This window comes from Pseudoalteromonas sp. PSi26 (assembly GCF_054960575.1).
Genome location: NZ_JBHNYT010000017.1, coordinates 63188 through 80221, shown reverse-complemented (window position 1 = coordinate 80221; position 17034 = coordinate 63188). Strand labels below are relative to the sequence as shown.

General features: G+C 41.3%; 17 protein-coding genes. 14 read left to right on the top strand and 3 right to left on the bottom strand.

The features are described 5' to 3' along the window. The first annotated feature begins 200 nt into the window (after positions 1–200). Together ACFI34_RS16450 and ACFI34_RS16445 are read left to right on the top strand one after the other, a co-directional pair. Positions 201–1046, top strand: a complete 846-nt coding sequence (locus ACFI34_RS16450; protein WP_462674264.1) for a pirin family protein — start codon at positions 201–203, stop codon at positions 1044–1046. Between the two features lie 17 nt (positions 1047–1063). Next, a complete protein-coding gene (locus tag ACFI34_RS16445; protein ID WP_462674263.1) occupies positions 1064–2035 on the top strand; it encodes a glutathione S-transferase family protein in 972 nt (323 codons plus the stop codon). Positions 2036–2043: 8 nt separating this feature from the next. Here ACFI34_RS16445 and ACFI34_RS16440 read toward each other — a convergent pair whose 3' ends face one another. Genes ACFI34_RS16440 through ACFI34_RS16430 form a run of 3 tightly spaced genes read right to left on the bottom strand, consistent with a single transcriptional unit; the run spans position 2044 to position 3088 of the window. Next, positions 2044–2286 (bottom strand): hypothetical protein, encoded by a 243-nt coding sequence (locus ACFI34_RS16440; protein WP_462674262.1) that lies wholly within the window; start codon positions 2284–2286, stop codon positions 2044–2046. 1 nt (position 2287) lies between these two features. Beyond that, a complete protein-coding gene (locus tag ACFI34_RS16435; protein ID WP_462674261.1) occupies positions 2288–2743 on the bottom strand; it encodes a hypothetical protein in 456 nt (151 codons plus the stop codon). Positions 2744–2749: 6 nt separating this feature from the next. Then, the gene (locus ACFI34_RS16430; RefSeq protein ID WP_010555679.1) at positions 2750–3088 is read right to left on the bottom strand and encodes a hypothetical protein; all 339 of its coding nucleotides are present in this window, start codon (positions 3086–3088) and stop codon (positions 2750–2752) included. Positions 3089–3586: 498 nt separating this feature from the next. Here ACFI34_RS16430 and mraZ point away from each other — a divergent pair, with 498 nt between their 5' ends. The 12 genes from mraZ to ACFI34_RS16370 are packed head-to-tail and all read left to right on the top strand — an operon-like array spanning position 3587 to position 17033. Continuing rightward, on the top strand, positions 3587–4045 hold the full coding sequence (gene mraZ, locus ACFI34_RS16425; RefSeq protein ID WP_006792136.1) for a division/cell wall cluster transcriptional repressor MraZ: 459 nt from the start codon (positions 3587–3589) through the stop codon (positions 4043–4045). Positions 4046–4073: 28 nt separating this feature from the next. Further along, on the top strand, positions 4074–5012 hold the full coding sequence (rsmH, locus tag ACFI34_RS16420; protein WP_010555681.1) for a 16S rRNA (cytosine(1402)-N(4))-methyltransferase RsmH: 939 nt from the start codon (positions 4074–4076) through the stop codon (positions 5010–5012). Then, positions 5009–5338, top strand: a complete 330-nt coding sequence (ftsL, locus tag ACFI34_RS16415) for a cell division protein FtsL (RefSeq protein ID WP_462674260.1) — start codon at positions 5009–5011, stop codon at positions 5336–5338. Before rsmH ends, ftsL begins: the two co-directional genes overlap by 4 nt. Continuing rightward, positions 5335–7152, top strand: a complete 1818-nt coding sequence (locus ACFI34_RS16410; RefSeq protein WP_462674259.1) for a penicillin-binding transpeptidase domain-containing protein — start codon at positions 5335–5337, stop codon at positions 7150–7152. The genes ftsL and ACFI34_RS16410 overlap by 4 nt, the downstream gene beginning before the upstream one ends. Continuing rightward, positions 7145–8623 (top strand): UDP-N-acetylmuramoyl-L-alanyl-D-glutamate--2,6-diaminopimelate ligase, encoded by a 1479-nt coding sequence (murE, locus tag ACFI34_RS16405; protein ID WP_462674267.1) that lies wholly within the window; start codon positions 7145–7147, stop codon positions 8621–8623. The genes ACFI34_RS16410 and murE overlap by 8 nt, the downstream gene beginning before the upstream one ends. Beyond that, positions 8620–10002, top strand: a complete 1383-nt coding sequence (locus ACFI34_RS16400) for a UDP-N-acetylmuramoyl-tripeptide--D-alanyl-D-alanine ligase (RefSeq protein WP_462674258.1) — start codon at positions 8620–8622, stop codon at positions 10000–10002. The genes murE and ACFI34_RS16400 overlap by 4 nt, the downstream gene beginning before the upstream one ends. Beyond that, complete coding sequence (mraY, locus tag ACFI34_RS16395) at positions 10002–11084, top strand: phospho-N-acetylmuramoyl-pentapeptide-transferase (RefSeq protein WP_006792142.1); 1083 nt, start codon at positions 10002–10004, stop codon at positions 11082–11084. Before ACFI34_RS16400 ends, mraY begins: the two co-directional genes overlap by 1 nt. Then, the gene (gene murD, locus ACFI34_RS16390) at positions 11085–12419 is read left to right on the top strand and encodes a UDP-N-acetylmuramoyl-L-alanine--D-glutamate ligase (protein WP_462674257.1); all 1335 of its coding nucleotides are present in this window, start codon (positions 11085–11087) and stop codon (positions 12417–12419) included. Continuing rightward, on the top strand, positions 12416–13591 hold the full coding sequence (gene ftsW / locus ACFI34_RS16385) for a cell division protein FtsW (RefSeq protein ID WP_006792144.1): 1176 nt from the start codon (positions 12416–12418) through the stop codon (positions 13589–13591). The genes murD and ftsW overlap by 4 nt, the downstream gene beginning before the upstream one ends. After that, positions 13588–14664 carry an undecaprenyldiphospho-muramoylpentapeptide beta-N-acetylglucosaminyltransferase gene (murG, locus tag ACFI34_RS16380; protein WP_462674256.1) on the top strand — a complete coding sequence of 359 codons (1077 nt, stop codon included), beginning with the start codon at positions 13588–13590 and terminating at the stop codon, positions 14662–14664. Before ftsW ends, murG begins: the two co-directional genes overlap by 4 nt. Continuing rightward, positions 14665–16116, top strand: coding sequence for a UDP-N-acetylmuramate--L-alanine ligase (murC, locus tag ACFI34_RS16375; RefSeq protein WP_008126805.1), 1452 nt, complete (start codon positions 14665–14667; stop codon positions 16114–16116). Continuing rightward, the gene (locus ACFI34_RS16370; RefSeq protein WP_462674255.1) at positions 16113–17033 is read left to right on the top strand and encodes a D-alanine--D-alanine ligase; all 921 of its coding nucleotides are present in this window, start codon (positions 16113–16115) and stop codon (positions 17031–17033) included. The genes murC and ACFI34_RS16370 overlap by 4 nt, the downstream gene beginning before the upstream one ends. Position 17034: the final 1 nt, after the last annotated feature.

Genomic DNA, 17034 nt, shown 5'->3' with positions numbered 1-17034 from the left:
GTCCCTTTTTTGAGTAAATTTAATGGTGATTGTAGTCAATAAAATATAAAAGAACCAAATTTTATAAGTTGTTATGAAAAAATATTTTACTATCAGATCATTCTAAAAAAACGAATGATTAGCGCGATATAAAGACATGGTTGTTTGGTTTTATCAGTGCTTAAATAAGTATAGATAATATTTCAGATAGTGATTTAAAAATGAATATAGCAAAAATATTAACGTCCTATGCAACTCAAGATGGTGACGGTGTCAATATAAGCCGTATCCCTGGATTCGATGGTAAATACCTTGACCCGTTTTTAATGATCGATGAGCTCAAGTCAGATAACGAAGCTGATTATATGGGCGGTTTTCCTGCGCATCCCCACCGAGGTATGGAAACGTTTACTTATATTATTAAAGGAGGATTTGAGCACAAAGATCAAATGGGTAATAAAAAAGCGATCAGAGCAGGCGATGTGCAATGGATGAGTACAGGCAATGGAGTGATCCACAGCGAAATGCCTCTGCCTGATGCCAAAGACGGACTCCATGGTTTTCAAATTTGGATCAATATGCCAAGCAAACACAAAATGCGCGATCCCATTTATCAAGATACAACGCAAAGCCCAGCTCCAACCTTTAAAAATGAAAGCGGTGTTACATTAACTGCCCTTGCTGGTTCATGGCAGTTTGAAGCAGTTGAATTAACATCAAGTATTCAAAAGCTCTCTGCAAATGCCGCTTTAGCCGATGTAAGTTTACCTGCTGGTAAGCAATTAAAGCTTGCTCCTTTAAAACAACAAAATGTGATGATTTACATACATTCGGGAGCCCTTATCGCGCCAGATAATCAAACATTCAAGGCGGGTAAGTTACTAATTTTAGAGCCAGGTAGCGATATTGATATAGCAACGCAACATGGTGCCGGTGTATTAATTTTAGCGGGTGATCCGCTCAAGCAACCCATTGCACACATGGGGCCATTTGTTATGACAACACAAGCCGAAATACAGCAAGCCGTTCGTGATTATCAAAATGGTCAATTTGGCACACTTATTTAATTTTTGAGGAGCAAATAATGGGATTACTTGTTAATGGTCAATGGCAAGATAAATGGTATGACACAGATTCAAGCGACGGAAAGTTTGAGCGTGAGGCAGCGCAATTACGAAATTGGATCACGTCAGACGGTAGCGCAGGTGAAACTGGCGAAGGTGGTTTTAAAGCTGAGGCTGGGCGTTATCATTTATATGTTTCGTTAGCGTGCCCTTGGGCGCACCGCACACTTATTTTTCGTACGTTAAAAAAGCTTGATGAACTTATTTCTGTATCGGTTGTAAGCCCCGACATGTTGGCTAATGGCTGGGAGTTTGATCAAAATAACCACAGCACGGGTGATGCCTTATTTGCTAGTGATTACTTACACCAAGTTTATACTAAAAATAATTCTAATTACTCAGGACGAGTAACTGTTCCTGTCTTGTGGGACAAAAAACAAAACAAGATAGTTAGCAATGAATCTGCCGATATAATACGTATGTTTAATAGTGCGTTTAATGAAATAACAGGTCATAAAGACGATTACTACCCTGAATCACTTCGTAGTGAAATCGATGAACTTAATGCGTTAGTTTATCCAAATATTAATAACGGTGTTTACCGAGCTGGATTTGCAACGACAACGCACGCTTACGAACAAGCATTCGACGATGTGTTTACAGCTCTAGACAAAGTTGAAAAAATACTGAGTAAAAAACGCTACCTTGCGGGTGACAAAATTACGGAAGCAGATTGGCGCTTATTTACAACGTTAATTAGGTTTGATTGTGTGTATGTAGGGCATTTTAAATGCAATTTGCGCACAATTGAGAGTTACCCTTCGTTGAGTGGATACTTAAGGGATTTGTACCAAGTTGAGGGAGTTGCAAATACGGTTGATTTCTATCATATCAAGCGGCATTACTATTTTAGCCACACTATGATTAATCCCACCCAGATTGTACCAAAAGGGCCAGAAATAAATTATTTGCAAGCACATCGCAGGGCATAGTTAACCAGCTAACCAATTAACCTAAGTAGCCAGCCGTATTTTCTTATAAGGCTGGTTTCACTTTTACCAGACTGAACGGCAACGCCAGCTATAAACGCGCTGCTTAAGCCTACTTTACTAGCTGCAAAACGCTTTAATCGGTATACAAAAGCGGCTTTATGTTGTCTTTTAATCTCGCTTTGTAAATCCATTTGCTTAGTCAGTGCTTTTACGTTTGCATCAGGGTTTTTAATCAATATATCAACTAACATATTAATGTCCTTGTAAGTTTAATAATTGTTTAATGCTTTCAAGGGTTTTGCTAAAGCCTATTTTGTTGCTTAGATACGCAACGCTTTTCCATAGCCAAAATAAGCACGCGATCTGTAATAGTGTAATGGTTGCAATACTTACCCACACAGAACCAAATAGGTCGTATATCGCATAACCTGCCGCGCCTAATACGCCTGCCCACAACAAAACCAAACCACTGGCAAAACAGCCTAAAAATATAGAGATCAATGCAAGCGATCTTAACGATAAGCGCCATTCAGCCTTTGCAAGCTGGTGGGTGATCTTTCCTTGAGTGTGATAATCATCCTTGAGCTGTTTTGAATACGTTAAGAGTTTTGCAATATGATCTTGCCAATCATCCTTTTGGTACTGTTGATCAGTCGTTTGGTTTTGCGCTGTACCATCCTTGGTTGTGCTCGAGTGGAAATTTTCCATCAGGTTTTACTTACGACGGAACAATGAAGTAATTAACATACCCGCTGCAAATGCAATCCCTGCTGTAGCTAGAGGATTTTCAGATGCGAAGGCACGTGTTTTAGCTGTGCACTCACTCAGCTTTTCGCGAGCAATCAATTGTTTTTCGCTAAGTGCCTCAGCAGAACTAGATGCGCCTTTTCTCACACTACTTTCAGCTGTTGCTGCTTTTGTAGACAGTGCGTCAACCGCATCGTGAGCAGCTGATGTTGCTTTTTCTGTCAGTGGGGCATCAGTCGTTTGTGCTTTAGTGTCAGACTTAATATCTGTAGTCGTATTTTGTTTAGTCGTCGTAGCAGTAGCCATAATCAATCCTTAATGAGTAAAAGTATTTAAGTAGTGCATTAACTGAAGCAACAATTAAACCAGACTGTGATATTTATATAACCAATTGATTTTATAAGTTATAATGTTTTTTTGTTGAATCGTTTTTAACATATAATAAAAACGATGTAGTAACTCTTACTGCCGATCTAAGTAAATATTACAAAGCGAGTAAAGCCCGCTAAAAAATTGTAATTATTCACTGTTTATTCAGTAATCAAACCATGTAAACAAAAAGTTATTAAAATGGATAAAAATATTTTTTTGTTTGTATCTCCACTTTTTCCCACGTAATTCAACTGCTTCGCCTGAACCCTTATTTTTTCTAGCTTAGAGACTCGTTAAAGGAGGTCAGCTTACTTGACAAAAAGGCTTGTCAAGCCCTAAACTGGAGCACTGTGGTAAAAAGTGGTTTTTAGTGGGTCAAACTGGATCAGCATAGATTAATAGCTGATTAAAATAATTTAAAGCAGGCTAATTATGTTCCGTGGCGCGAGTTCACTGAGTTTGGATGATAAAGGACGTTTTGCGGTGCCGACCAAGTACCGAGAATCGCTGCTATCTGAAGATCAGGGAACAGTGATTTGTACCGTCGCGTTAAATGAGCCCTGCTTGTGGTTGTATCCATTAGCTGAATGGCAAGAAATAGAAAGTCGCTTAGCTAAAATTTCCAATATGAATCCACGCGCCCGTCGAATGCAACGCATGTTGTTAGGCAATGCGACAGAGTATCAACTTGATAAAAATGGTCGGATTTTGTTAGCGCCGTCGTTACGTGCGCATGCAGACCTTGGTAAAAAAATAATGCTAGTTGGGTTAATGAATAAATTTGAAATCTGGGATGAAGCGCGTTGGAACGAGCAAATGCGCCAAGACACTGAGCTTGAGAGGTTAGGTGATTTTGAGCCTAATTCAGATTTAGATAACTTTACACTTTAACGGCACAAAAAAAGGCAAACAATAGCTAATGACAGCGCAATTTGAACACGTATCTGTTTTGATGGACGAAACCATTGATGCCCTAGCAATTAAGCCAGACGGCATATATATGGATGGCACATTTGGACGAGGCGGTCATTCAGGTCAAATACTTGCTCGTTTAGGCGACGCAGGACGCTTACAAGCAATAGACCAAGATCCACAGGCTATAAAGTCGGCTGAAAAATTTGCCGATGACTCCCGTTTTGCTATAGCACACACTCGATTTTCAAAATTATACGATGTAGCTGAGCAAAACGATCTCATTGGTAAAGTGGATGGCATTTTATTAGATATTGGTGTGTCATCTCCACAACTTGATGATGCTGAGCGCGGTTTTAGTTTTATGAAAGATGGCCCGCTTGATATGCGCATGGATCCAACAAGCGGCCGAAGTGCTGCTCAGTGGTTGGCAGAAGCTGAGTTAGATGATATCACCCACGTAATTAAAAAGTTGGGTGAAGAAAAGTTCGGTAAGCGTATTGCACATAAAATTTTAGAAACTCGAGAGCACACACCCATTACAACAACTAAGCAGCTTGCTGATTTAGTTGATGAAGCCGTACCAGTGAAAGATAAGTTTAAACACCCTGCAACACGCACTTTTCAGGCTATTCGTATTTATATAAACAGCGAACTTGAAGAAATACAAACGGCGCTGCAATCGGCCGTAAAAGTATTAAAGCCGGGCGGTCGCTTAGTGGTTATTTCGTTTCATTCACTTGAAGATCGCATAGTAAAACAATTTATTAGAAAACAGAGTAAGGGAGAAGCATTACCCAGAGGTCTGCCTTTAACCGATGCACAAATAAATCAAAACCTGACGTTAAAAGCAGTGGGTAAAGCTATTAAACCAAGCACTGAAGAAGTTGCGCGAAATCCGCGTTCACGAAGCTCTGTACTTAGGATTGCTCAGAGGTTGGGATGAATACAAAAGCAAATCATCGTCAACCTCCCAATTTATTTTTCGAAATAATTAAAGGCCTTGGTGCTAATAAGCTCACCTTGGCCTTGTTGGTTACGATATTTGTTTCTTGCTTTAGTGTAGTGCAAGTTACGCATTTAGCGCGTGGGCAATTAATTGAACAAGATAAACTACTTCAAGAGCGTGATGAGCTTGATTTAGAGTGGCGATACTTACTAGTTGAGGAGGAGTTTTACTCTCAGCATGCGCGTATTGAAGAAGTTGCAACATCGCAATTAAAAATGAAAAGACCGACGAGTCAGGATGAACAGGTAATTATAGTAAAATGAGAAATCGAGGCAAAAAACCAGTTAACAACTTAATCACATGGCGCTTTATGCTGGTGTGTTCGGTTGTGTTTTTGGTGTTTGTGACGCTTGTGTCTCGTGCCGCCTATTTACAAGTAATTGAACCTGATAAAGCACGTTCGGAAAGTGACAAACGTACAGTACGCGTCGAAAAACTTCATGTGCAACGTGGAATGATCTTTGACCGCAATGGCAAAGAGCTCGCGGTCAGTGTACCCGTTGTGAGTGTGTATGCTGACCCTAAAGCTTTACATAAATCACTGGTATCTAAAGTTGTTAGGCAAGCGCGAAAAAATGGTGAAGACAAACAAGCGCTGTTAGATAATGCAGTAGAGCTAAACAAACGCACCACACAGTATTACAAAAACGATTTACGTTGGCGTGAATTAGCTGATGTATTACGTATTGATCAGGCAAAAATTAACTCCCGACTTTTAAATGATCCGAGTCGTCGTTTTGTTTATTTAAAACGCCAAGTAACCCCTGCAGTAGCTGAATATATTGGTGGCTTGCATCTTCCTGGTATTCATTTATTGGATGAGTCTAAGCGTTACTATCCGGCTGGCGAAGTGACCGCGCATATTATTGGTTTTACCAACATCGATGGTAAAGGCATTGAAGGCATTGAAAAGCTCTACGAAAACGCTTTAACCGGCGAAGAAGGTCGTCGAACTATAAGAAAAGACGCCCAAGGCCGTGAAGTGCAAGTGTTAGATGAGCGAGAACGAGTAGAGCCTGAAAGTATTCAACTAAGTATTGATCAACGTATTCAGGCAATTGCCTATAAAGCTGTAAAGTCAGCTGTTTTATCTTATAAGGCTACATCGGGTTCAGCCATGGTGGTTGATGTTAAAACCGGTGAAGTACTAGCAATGGTTAATAGCCCGTCTTTTAATCCAAATAATCTAACCGATGCGGCTCCCCATAAACGCAGAAATCGCGCTATTACTGATTTGTTCGAACCGGGTTCAACCGTTAAGCCACTGGCCATTTTAGCTGGGCTAGACTACGGCGCAATTCAAGCCGATGAACAAATTGACACCTACCCAGGTTGGATGCGTTTAGGGGGAAGTTTAGTCCAAGATACGCGTAACCATGGTGAAATGTCACTACGAGAAATACTAAAATATTCGTCAAATATGGGGGTGACTAAGGTTACTCAGTTGGTTCCAAAAGACTACCTGGTAGGTTTATTCCAAAAGGTTGGGTTTGGATCTGATTCAGGCACCGGTATGGTAGGTGAAAGCAGTGGTTTATTTTACCCCAATCGTCGTTGGTCTGATCACGAAATTGCTGCATTGTCATTTGGTTACAATATTGCTGTTAGTACTGCGCAAATGGCTCGCTTTTATGCCATGTTAGGTGCAGGGGGGGTTAATAGGCCGCTCACTGTACTAAAGCAAGATTCCATCCCTGAAGGGGATCGTGTTTTTCAACAGCAAGATGTTGAAGCGGTAGTAAACATGATGGAGAGCGTATTTGAAAGTGGTGGCACTGCACATAACGTTAAAGTTGATGGTTACCGTGCAGCAGGTAAAACGGGGACTTCTAAAAAAGCCGCAGTAGGTGGTTACGGTGATGAATATGTTGGTTATTTTGCGGGCGTGGCGCCAGCAAGTAATCCGCGTTTAGCTGTGGTAGTAATGATCAATGAACCTGGCGGTGATGTGTACTATGGAGGTGCCACTGCAGGCCCTGCATTTGCAGAAATCGTTTCTAACGCATTAAGAATATTAAACGTCGCACCCGACAAGGAAGAAGTTGCGTACGTAAAAGGTAAAAAGAATGATGCGTGATTTAAAAACCATTTTAAAATATATCGAAATAGATGCACCCTCGCAGCTAGTTAATCATTTGCGATTAGATAGCCGAGACGTTAACCCAGGCGATGTATTTGTAGCAATAAAAGGCCATGATTTAGATGGCGGGCAGTTTATAGCTAAAGCAATAGAAAACGGTGCTGTGGCAGTTATTGCCGATAGACTTTGCGAGTTTGAAGTTGAATTTGACTCGCTTTACTTAGTGTCAGAGCTTAATAAAAAACTGGCTGAATTTGCAAGTCGATTTTACAACCAGCCTAGTCATAACCTTGATTTAATTGGAGTAACTGGTACAAACGGTAAATCTACCACCACGGCTATGATTGCTCATCTAGCGCAGTACTGTAATACGCAGTCAGCAATTATTGGTACGCTAGGTTTTGGTCATCCAGATAATTTAACGCCGCTGATAAACACCACGCCTTCAGCAGTCGATTTACAACACATCTTAAGTGATTTACATCAAGCGGATAAAAAACTGGTGGCAATGGAAGTATCGTCGCATGGCCTTGTGCAGCATCGTGTTGAACGGTGTCTGTTTAAAGCCGCTGTGTTTACTAACCTTTCGCGCGATCACCTAGATTACCATGGCGATATGGCAAGTTATGGTGATGCAAAGCTCATGCTATTTCGCGATTTTGATCCACAGCTTGTCGTACTAAATCAAGACGACAGCTTAGCAGAGCAGTGGCTTGAAAAATACGATTTTAATCATTTAATTTGCTACGGACGAAAAAATTTAGCACCTAAAAATGCACAGTATGTGTATTTTTCAGATGTTGATTATTCGATTGAAGGTATTTCGGCGCAATTATCTACAAGCTGGGGTGATATTAAGGTAAAATCACCGTTGTTTGGTGAATTTAACCTTTATAACTTAACGGCTGCTTTAGCCACGTTATTGGGTTTAGGTTACCCCCTAGAGCAACTTATTGCAGGTTGTTTACAACTTCAGCCAGTAGCAGGGCGGATGCAGGCATTTAGTGCTGTGGGTAAACCAACCTGTGTAGTGGATTATGCACATACGCCAGAAGCACTGGCTTTGGCACTACAAGCGTTGCAAAAACATGTGCCAGGTGGTGTTAGCTGCGTGTTTGGTTGTGGTGGTGATAGAGATAAAGGCAAGCGAGTTTTGATGGCGCAGGCTGCTGAAAAAAATGCTAACAAAGTGATTATTACCAGCGATAACCCACGCTCAGAAGATCCAAATGTGATTATTGCAGAGGTAGCTGCAGGTTTAGCTGCACCTCAAAGCGCACATTTAGAAGCTGATAGAGCGTCAGCAATTAGTTATGCAATTAATAATGCAGCTTCTAATGAAGTGGTTTTAATTGCCGGTAAAGGCCATGAAAATTATCAAATTATAGGCAATGAACGTATCGACTTTTGCGATCGTCAATTTGTACAAAAACAACTAATAAAAACAAGTAGAGGGACTCAAACATGATCCCGATGGATTTTGATTGGTTAGCCAATGTGCTAACAACTGATTATCAAGGTGATAATCAGCAAGTGCTCAACATAAATACGGATACTCGCACAGTATGCGAAGGTGAAGTGTTTTTAGCACTTAAAGGGCCAAATTTTGATGGTCATAAATTTATAGCAGAGGCAAAACAAAAAGGCGCGATAGGCGTTATTGTCGATCATCAAGTCGATGTTGATATTGCCCAGTTTGTAGTAAAAGACACACGTATTGCATTAGGGGTTATTGGCACCGCTGTTATGGCGCAAGTGGCACCTAAAACAATTGCTATTACGGGCAGTGTGGGTAAAACCACCGTAAAAGAAATGTGCGCGGCTATTTTATCTGTGCATGGCGATGTGCTGGCAACCAAAGGTAATTTTAATAACGATATTGGCGTACCGCTAACGTTGTTGCGTTTAGAGCCACAACACCGTTTTGCAGTAATAGAGCTGGGTGCAAATCATTTAGGTGAAATTGCATACACAACGGCAATGGCTAAACCTGATGTAGCGGTAGTGTGTAATGTAGCACCAGCCCACTTAGAAGGTTTTGGTAGCTTGATGGGCGTGGCCAAAGCAAAAGGCGAAATTTTTGATGGCCTTAAAGAAAATGGCGTAGCAATAATTAATTGCGACAGTGAGTTTAGTCAATATTGGCTAGATAAACTTGAAGGGCGCAACATAAAGCGCTTTTCAACCTCTGAAAAACTCGATATTTGGGCTGAAGATATAAGCTTAGATGCTAATGCACGTGCAAGCTTTACGTTGTGTACAAAACAAAAAAAAGTACCTGTGACTCTCGCATTACCGGGTAAACATAATATTAGCAATGCACTTATTGCAGCTGCACTAACAAGCGAGCTTGATGTCACTTTAGATGATATTGCCCATGCGTTAGCGACGATGGGCGATGTAAAAGGGCGCGTAAACTTAATAGAAGTGTCTGACATGCTCACCGTGGTTGATGATACTTACAATGCCAATGTTAAATCGGTTAAGGCTGCCATTGACTTACTGAGTGATATGCAAGGGCATCGTATTTTAGCGCTGGGTGATATGGGTGAGCTTGGTGAAGACGCACGTAAATACCATCAAGAAGTTGGCGAATATGCGCTTGAAAAAGGCATTAATGAGCTATTTACGCTAGGTGTGTTGAGTAAGTGTGCCAGCGATGTATTTGCGCTGCCTAATCGCCACTTCTCAAACCGCGATCAGATGCAGCAACAAATTCAAGCCACAATTAATCAAGTAAATAAAAAAACGACCATTGTCGTGAAAGGATCACGCAGTTCTCGCATGGAATTATTAGTAACCGATTTAGTTAATGGCCAGCAACAAGCCATCAATGGAGTATCATAATGTTAGTTTGGCTGGCTGAGTATTTAACACAGTATTTTAGTGGTTTTAATGTTTTTTCGTATCTAACGCTGCGCGCTATTTTGGGGATTTTAACTGCGCTCATTATGTCTCTGTATTTAGGGCCAAAGCTAATTCGTGGCTTGCAAAAAATGCAAATTGGGCAAACAGTACGCGATGATGGTCCACAATCACACTTATCAAAATCGGGTACGCCAACTATGGGTGGTCTGCTTATTTTAGCGGCAATTTTTACAAGTACCTTATTGTGGGCAGATCTCTCTAATAAGTATGTGTGGGCAACGTTATTTGTAATTGGCTCACTGGGAATTGTCGGCTTTATCGATGATTACCGCAAAGTCATCCGTAAAGATCCAAAAGGGCTTATAGCGAAATGGAAGTACTTTTGGCAGTCAGTAATTGCACTTGTGGTTGCAACTGCATTGTACTTTACAAGTACTCAAGCTGCAGAAACGTCTTTAGTTGTGCCGTTTTTTAAAGATGTTTTACCGCAGTTAGGCTTGTTTTACATTGTTATTACCTATTTTGCATTAGTTGGAACATCAAATGCTGTAAACCTGACTGATGGCTTAGATGGCCTCGCTATTGTACCGACTATTTTAGTCGCAGCGGCACTTGCCATAATTGCTTACTTAACAGGTAATATTAATTTTTCTGCTTATTTACATATTCCGCATTTGCCATTAGCCAGTGAGCTTGTGGTTGTATGTACTGCCATTGTTGGTGCAGGGCTTGGGTTTTTATGGTTTAACACTTACCCGGCGCAAGTATTCATGGGTGATGTAGGCTCATTAGCATTAGGTGGAGCGCTGGGGATTATTGCTGTGCTGGTTCGTCAAGAACTTCTACTGATTATCATGGGCGGTGTCTTTGTTATGGAGGCGTTGTCAGTGATTTTACAAGTGGGCTCGTATAAGTTACGTGGGCAACGAATATTTAGAATGGCGCCTATTCACCATCATTACGAATTAAAAGGTTGGCCAGAGCCGCGCGTCATTGTGCGTTTTTGGATTATATCTATTGTGTTGGTTCTCGCAGGCCTTGCGACATTAAAGATAAGATAAATGCAATATTTAAACGAGATAAAGAATAAACAAATAACAGTGCTCGGACTCGGTGTAACCGGTCTGGGCATTGTGCGTTTTTTACTATCTCACGGTTTAACGCCAAAGGTTGTCGACAGCCGAGCAAATCCCCCAGGGATTGAATGGCTGAGCAGTCATGCGCCTAGTTTAAATACACACTTTGGCAGCTTAGATGCTGCTGGGCTTAATAGCAGTGATATGATTATTGTAAGCCCTGGGTTAAGCCTTAAAACGCCTGCCATTGCGAGTGCTATTAATTCGGGTGTTGAATTAATAGGTGATGTTGAGTTATTTGCGCGCATTAATACTAAACCTGTAGTGGCAGTGACTGGCTCAAATGGTAAATCAACCGTAGTGACTTTAGCCTATGACGTGTTAAAAGCGGCTGGCTTTAATGTGGCACTTGGCGGCAATATTGGTACCGCAGTACTTGATTTACTCAATGACGACTTTGATGTTTATGTGCTTGAGCTTTCGAGCTTTCAATTAGATACCACAACAAGCTTAAAATCGGTGAGTGCCACGGTGTTAAATGTATCTGAAGATCATTTAGATCGTTACGATAGCTACCAAGCATATATAGACTCAAAGCTATCTATTTACAACGGAACACAATGTATTGTTGTAAATGAAGATGACAAACAAACGCATCCGTCCGTTAGCAGTGCTACGGCTAAAATTGGTTTTGGTACTCAACAGGGTAAATATTATTTAGGGCAGCATAATAGCAGTACGTATTTTTTCGCTAACAATGAAGCGTTTTTACCTGTTGATACACTGGCTGTTGTAGGTAAGCACAATTATTTAAATACGCTTGCGGTTATGGCGTTACTAAGCCCCTTTAATATTAGTAAAGAGGCTTATACAAAGGCACTGAACGGGTTTAACGGATTGGCTCATCGCTGCCAATTTGTTACTCGGCAACATGGCGTTAAATACTTTAACGATTCAAAGGCAACAAACGTAGGCGCTACCATAGCAGCCATAGACAGTTTGGCCACAGAAACTCAAAACTTAATTGTGATAGCGGGAGGCGATGCAAAAGGCGCTGATTTAAACCCGCTTAAACCTTACTTACAAAAGCATGTAAAAGCGCTGATCTGTTTTGGTAAAGATGCAAAAAAGTTAGTGGCTCTGACCAGCAAAAGCCATTTAACAAATAACATGAGTGAGGCGGTTAATTTAGCTAAGCAGCTTAGTTCGCCGGGTAATGTAGTTTTATTAGCGCCAGCATGTGCAAGCATTGATATGTATAACAACTATATGCAACGTGGTGATGACTTTGTTAAGTGTGTTTTGGCGGATAACATATGATTGCGCTTGCACAAATAAAAGACACATTAACACCAAAACCCTCGCCGCAGCTTTATGATGTGCCTTTGCTTTATTCAATGCTAATGCTAATTGGTGTTGGCTTTATTATGGTGATGAGTGCGTCTATGCCAACGGCAGAGCGCCTTTTTGATAACTCACATCATATTGCTATTCGTCACGGGATGTTTTTGGCCGTTGCGTTTGTACTTTTTTGGATCACGGTTTGTGTACCAATGGATTGGTGGAAACGTTCAAATGCATACTTATTGATACTGGGCATGGTATTGCTCATTGCTGTATTAATTATTGGCCGCGAGGTTAATGGTGCCAAGCGTTGGATCCCAATTGGACCCATTGGTTTTCAGGTGGCTGAAGCCGCTAAATTGTACTTTTTTAGTTACATAGCAGGTTACTTGGTCCGAAAGCGTGAAGAAGTACAAGAGAACATTAAAGGCTTTGCAAAGCCTATTGCAGTGTTTGCCGTGTATGCATTGCTTATTTTGTTGCAGCCTGACTTGGGCACCGTAGTTGTTATGTTTGTAACAACAGTTGGCTTATTGTTTTTAGCGGGCGCAAAACTATGGCAGTTTTTTGTCCTTATTTTAACCGGGATTGGCTTGGTTGTTTTGTTGATTATTGTTGAGCCTTATCGCATGGCGCGTGTTGTTGGCTTTTTAGACCCTTGGGATGACCCATTCGGAAAAGGGTACCAGCTCGTTCAATCGTTAATGGCATACAGCCAAGGTGGATGGTTTGGCCAAGGGTTAGGTAATAGTGTGCAAAAGTTGCAATACCTTCCTGAAGCACACAATGATTTTATTTTTGCGGTTATTGGCGAAGAGCTTGGTTTAGTTGGCGTGGTAAGCATTTTAATGGTGCTCGCCACTTTAGTATTTAGAGCATTATTAATTGGCCAGCAAGCCTTAAAGTGCGGTAAAGAATACGAAGGCTATTTTGCCTTTGCAATAGGTATTTGGTTTGCGTTTCAAACCATGGTTAATGTAGGGGCAAGTGCGGGGATTTTACCGACTAAAGGTCTTACATTACCGTTTATTTCTTATGGTGGTTCTAGTTTGATGATTATGACCATAGCAACTGGAATATTATTACGCGTTGATTTTGAAACTAAAATGGCAACTAAGCAAGCGACCTCAGGCGGAGGTAAACGATGAGTAAAAAGTGTGTTGTAGTCGCTGGTGGAACTGGCGGGCATATATTTCCAGGTATTGCAGTTGCTGATTACTTAAAAGCACAGGGGTGGCAAGTTACTTGGATTGGCACACCCGATAGAATGGAAGCAAGCGTTGTTCCTAAGCACAATATAGAAATTGATTTTATTAATGTAAAAGGTGTGCGTGGCAACGGATTAAAACGCCTTGTTAAAGCGCCATTCATGGTTATTAATGCAATATTGCAAGCGCGTAAGGTATTGAAAAATCAACGTCCAGATGTTGTTCTTGCCATGGGAGGATACGTAACTGGACCAACAGGTATTGCTGCAAAAAGTTTAGGTATTCCGTTGGTTATTCATGAACAGAATGCGGTTGCTGGAATGAGCAACCGATGGCTTTCACGATTTGCTAATCGCGTTTTAGCGGCTTTTCCAAGCGCTTTTGATGCAGGACAAGCTGAACTTGTCGGCAATCCAGTTCGTCAAAGTGTAATAGACATAGCAACGCGTGACGTTTCAACACCGATTAATATGTTGGTTGTCGGAGGGTCGTTAGGGGCTCAGGTACTTAACCAAACACTTCCAGCTGCATTTAAAGCGCTTAACAAAACCAGTGCAATAAATGTATGGCACCAGACAGGTAAAGGACATTTAAACAGCGTTGAGCAAGCCTACAAAACGCACATGTTTGAAAGCGATAATGTAAAAGTTGCGGAATTTATCGATGACATGGATGCAGCGTATGCTTGGGCTGATATTGTTATCTGCCGAGCTGGTGCGCTAACGGTAAGTGAAATTGCAGCAGCGGGAAAAATGGCTGTGTTTGTGCCGTTTCCTCATGCAGTTGACGACCATCAAACGGCTAACGCCCAATATTTGGTTGAGGCAGATGGAGCGTTACTCATGCAGCAAAGTGTATTTAATGAGCAATCGATTGTTGCGCTATTAACCCCTTACTTAGTAAACCCTAGTTTAATTAATAAAATGGCTAATAACGCAAAAAAACAAGCCATTTTAGATGCCACAGCAAGCGTAGCCGCGCACTGTGAGCAAGTATCAAATAAGAGAGTGTAAGTGAAAGAAGCATCAGTACAAAACAAAAGTATACGACCTGCAATGCGTCGAATAGAAACCATTCACTTTATTGGTATCGGTGGAGCGGGTATGGGTGGTATTGCCGAAGTGCTCGCTTTTGAAGGTTACCGTATTACAGGTTCTGATATTGCGCATAGTGCGATGACGGATCGCTTGATTAAAGCGGGTGCAGAAGTATTCATTGGTCATCACGAAAACAACGTAAAAGATGCCAATGTGGTGGTAGTTTCAAGTGCTATTGACGAAACTAACCCTGAAATAATTGCCGCAAAAGCTGCAAGAATTCCTGTTGTACGTCGTGCTGAAATGCTAGCTGAATTAATGCGTTTTCGCCATGGCATTGCCATTGCTGGCACTCATGGCAAAACAACAACAACGAGTTTAATTGCTAGCATTTATGCCCAAGCTGGGCTCGATCCAACCTTTATTATTGGTGGTTTATTAAATAGTGCAGGTAGTAATGCAAAGGTTGGTAAAAGCGATTTTTTAATTGCAGAAGCAGATGAGAGTGATGCGTCGTTTTTACACTTACAACCTATGGTATCGGTGATCACTAATATTGAAGAAGATCACATGGATACATACGGTGGCAGCCTTGAAAAAATGAAAGACACTTATGTCGATTTTATACATAACCTGCCGTTTTATGGTCTGGCTGTTGTGTGTATCGACTCTGAGGTAGCCGCCGAACTAATTCCTCGTTTTGGGCGTCCTATTATTACGTATGGCGAGTCGCCAACGGCTGATTATCGCATGAGTGATTTTAGCCAGTCAGCTAATACGTGTACGTTTACGGTAACCAATAAACAAGGTGAGTGTTTAACGGCAACGCTAAATATGCCAGGTAAACATAACGCATTAAATGCGACAGCAGCGATTGCAGTAGCAAAAGATCAAAATATTGCTAACCAAGCAATTTTAGAAGCATTACAAAAGTTTGAAGGTATTGGCCGTCGTTTTCAACACTACGGCGAATTTGAAAACGAACGCGGCAATATAATGTTAGTGGATGATTATGGTCATCACCCTTCAGAGGTTGCAGCAACTATTGCAGCAGTTCGCGAGGGGTGGCCCGATAAACGCTTAGTAATGATTTATCAGCCGCATCGTTATAGTCGTACTCGTGATTTATATGAAGACTTTGTAAAAGTACTTGCCGATGTAGATCAGCTTTTATTATTAGATGTTTATGGCGCAGGCGAAGAGCCTATAGTGGGCGCTGATAGTAAAAGTTTATGCCGAAGCCTTCGTCAACGTGGCAAAGAGCCATTGCATGTAGCATCAAGTAAAGAGCTTGCGGGTGTATTAGCAGATAACTTGCAAAATAATGACTTAGTATTGACCCAAGGTGCGGGTAATATAGGTCAGTTAGTAAAAACGTTAGCAGCAACAGGCATGTCGATAGAAAAATTAAAACAAGGTGAAGTATGACCCAAGTAAATGCACAATTTGGTAAAGTAGCGGTAATGCTTGGTGGTAACTCAGCAGAGCGTGAAGTGTCATTAAAGTCGGGTCAGGCTGTTTTTAATGCATTACAAAATTGCGGTGTAGATGCGATTGCATTCGATCCTCAAAACCGGTCATTGTGGGAACTCAAAGAGTTAAATGTAGATCGTGTTTTTATTGCATTACATGGCCGAGGTGGTGAGGACGGAACTGTTCAAGGTGCATTAGAGTTTATGAACTTACCTTACACCGGCAGTAACGTACTGGGTTCAGCGCTGGCAATGGATAAAGTTCGTTGTAAGCACTTGTTTAAATCAGCAGGCTTAAGCACCGCGCCTTATGCCGTTGTAGATGCTAAAAAAGGTTTTGATGCACACGCTATCATGGCTGAATTTAAAAAAGTGATGGTTAAGCCTTCTCATGAAGGGTCGAGCATTGGTATGGCACAAGCAACTACTGCGCAAGAACTTGAAGATGCATTAATTAATGCATTTAAGTTTGATAGCCAAGTGTTGGTTGAGCAGTGGATAACGGGTCGTGAATTTACAGTGACTGTTTTAGGTGATGAAGTACAGCCAGTAATTGAAATGACAACGCCAAATGGCTTTTACGATTATCAGGCAAAGTATCAATCAAATACTACGCAGTATCATTGCCCAGCCAATTTATCGGCGCACGATACGCAGCAATTACAGGCTATGTCGTTAGAAGCGTTTGACTTAGTTGGCGCAAGCGGCTGGGGCCGCGTAGATGCAATGCAAGATGAGCAAGGCAACTTTTATTTATTAGAGGTTAATACTGTACCCGGAATGACAGAAAAATCATTAGTGCCTATGGCAGCTAAAGCAAATGGGGCAAGTTTTGAGCAATTAGTTGTTCGCATTTTGGAGCAAACGCTTTAAT

Coding starts and splice junctions, on each gene's coding strand:
- ACFI34_RS16450 (WP_462674264.1), top strand. CDS start 201: ATGAATATAGCAAAAATATTAACGTCCTATGCAACTCAAGATGGTGAC.
- ACFI34_RS16445 (WP_462674263.1), top strand. CDS start 1,064: ATGGGATTACTTGTTAATGGTCAATGGCAAGATAAATGGTATGACACA.
- ACFI34_RS16440 (WP_462674262.1), bottom strand. CDS start 2,286: ATGTTAGTTGATATATTGATTAAAAACCCTGATGCAAACGTAAAAGCA.
- ACFI34_RS16435 (WP_462674261.1), bottom strand. CDS start 2,743: ATGGAAAATTTCCACTCGAGCACAACCAAGGATGGTACAGCGCAAAAC.
- ACFI34_RS16430 (WP_010555679.1), bottom strand. CDS start 3,088: ATGGCTACTGCTACGACGACTAAACAAAATACGACTACAGATATTAAG.
- mraZ (WP_006792136.1), top strand. CDS start 3,587: ATGTTCCGTGGCGCGAGTTCACTGAGTTTGGATGATAAAGGACGTTTT.
- rsmH (WP_010555681.1), top strand. CDS start 4,074: ATGACAGCGCAATTTGAACACGTATCTGTTTTGATGGACGAAACCATT.
- ftsL (WP_462674260.1), top strand. CDS start 5,009: ATGAATACAAAAGCAAATCATCGTCAACCTCCCAATTTATTTTTCGAA.
- ACFI34_RS16410 (WP_462674259.1), top strand. CDS start 5,335: ATGAGAAATCGAGGCAAAAAACCAGTTAACAACTTAATCACATGGCGC.
- murE (WP_462674267.1), top strand. CDS start 7,145: ATGCGTGATTTAAAAACCATTTTAAAATATATCGAAATAGATGCACCC.
- ACFI34_RS16400 (WP_462674258.1), top strand. CDS start 8,620: ATGATCCCGATGGATTTTGATTGGTTAGCCAATGTGCTAACAACTGAT.
- mraY (WP_006792142.1), top strand. CDS start 10,002: ATGTTAGTTTGGCTGGCTGAGTATTTAACACAGTATTTTAGTGGTTTT.
- murD (WP_462674257.1), top strand. CDS start 11,085: ATGCAATATTTAAACGAGATAAAGAATAAACAAATAACAGTGCTCGGA.
- ftsW (WP_006792144.1), top strand. CDS start 12,416: ATGATTGCGCTTGCACAAATAAAAGACACATTAACACCAAAACCCTCG.
- murG (WP_462674256.1), top strand. CDS start 13,588: ATGAGTAAAAAGTGTGTTGTAGTCGCTGGTGGAACTGGCGGGCATATA.
- ACFI34_RS16370 (WP_462674255.1), top strand. CDS start 16,113: ATGACCCAAGTAAATGCACAATTTGGTAAAGTAGCGGTAATGCTTGGT.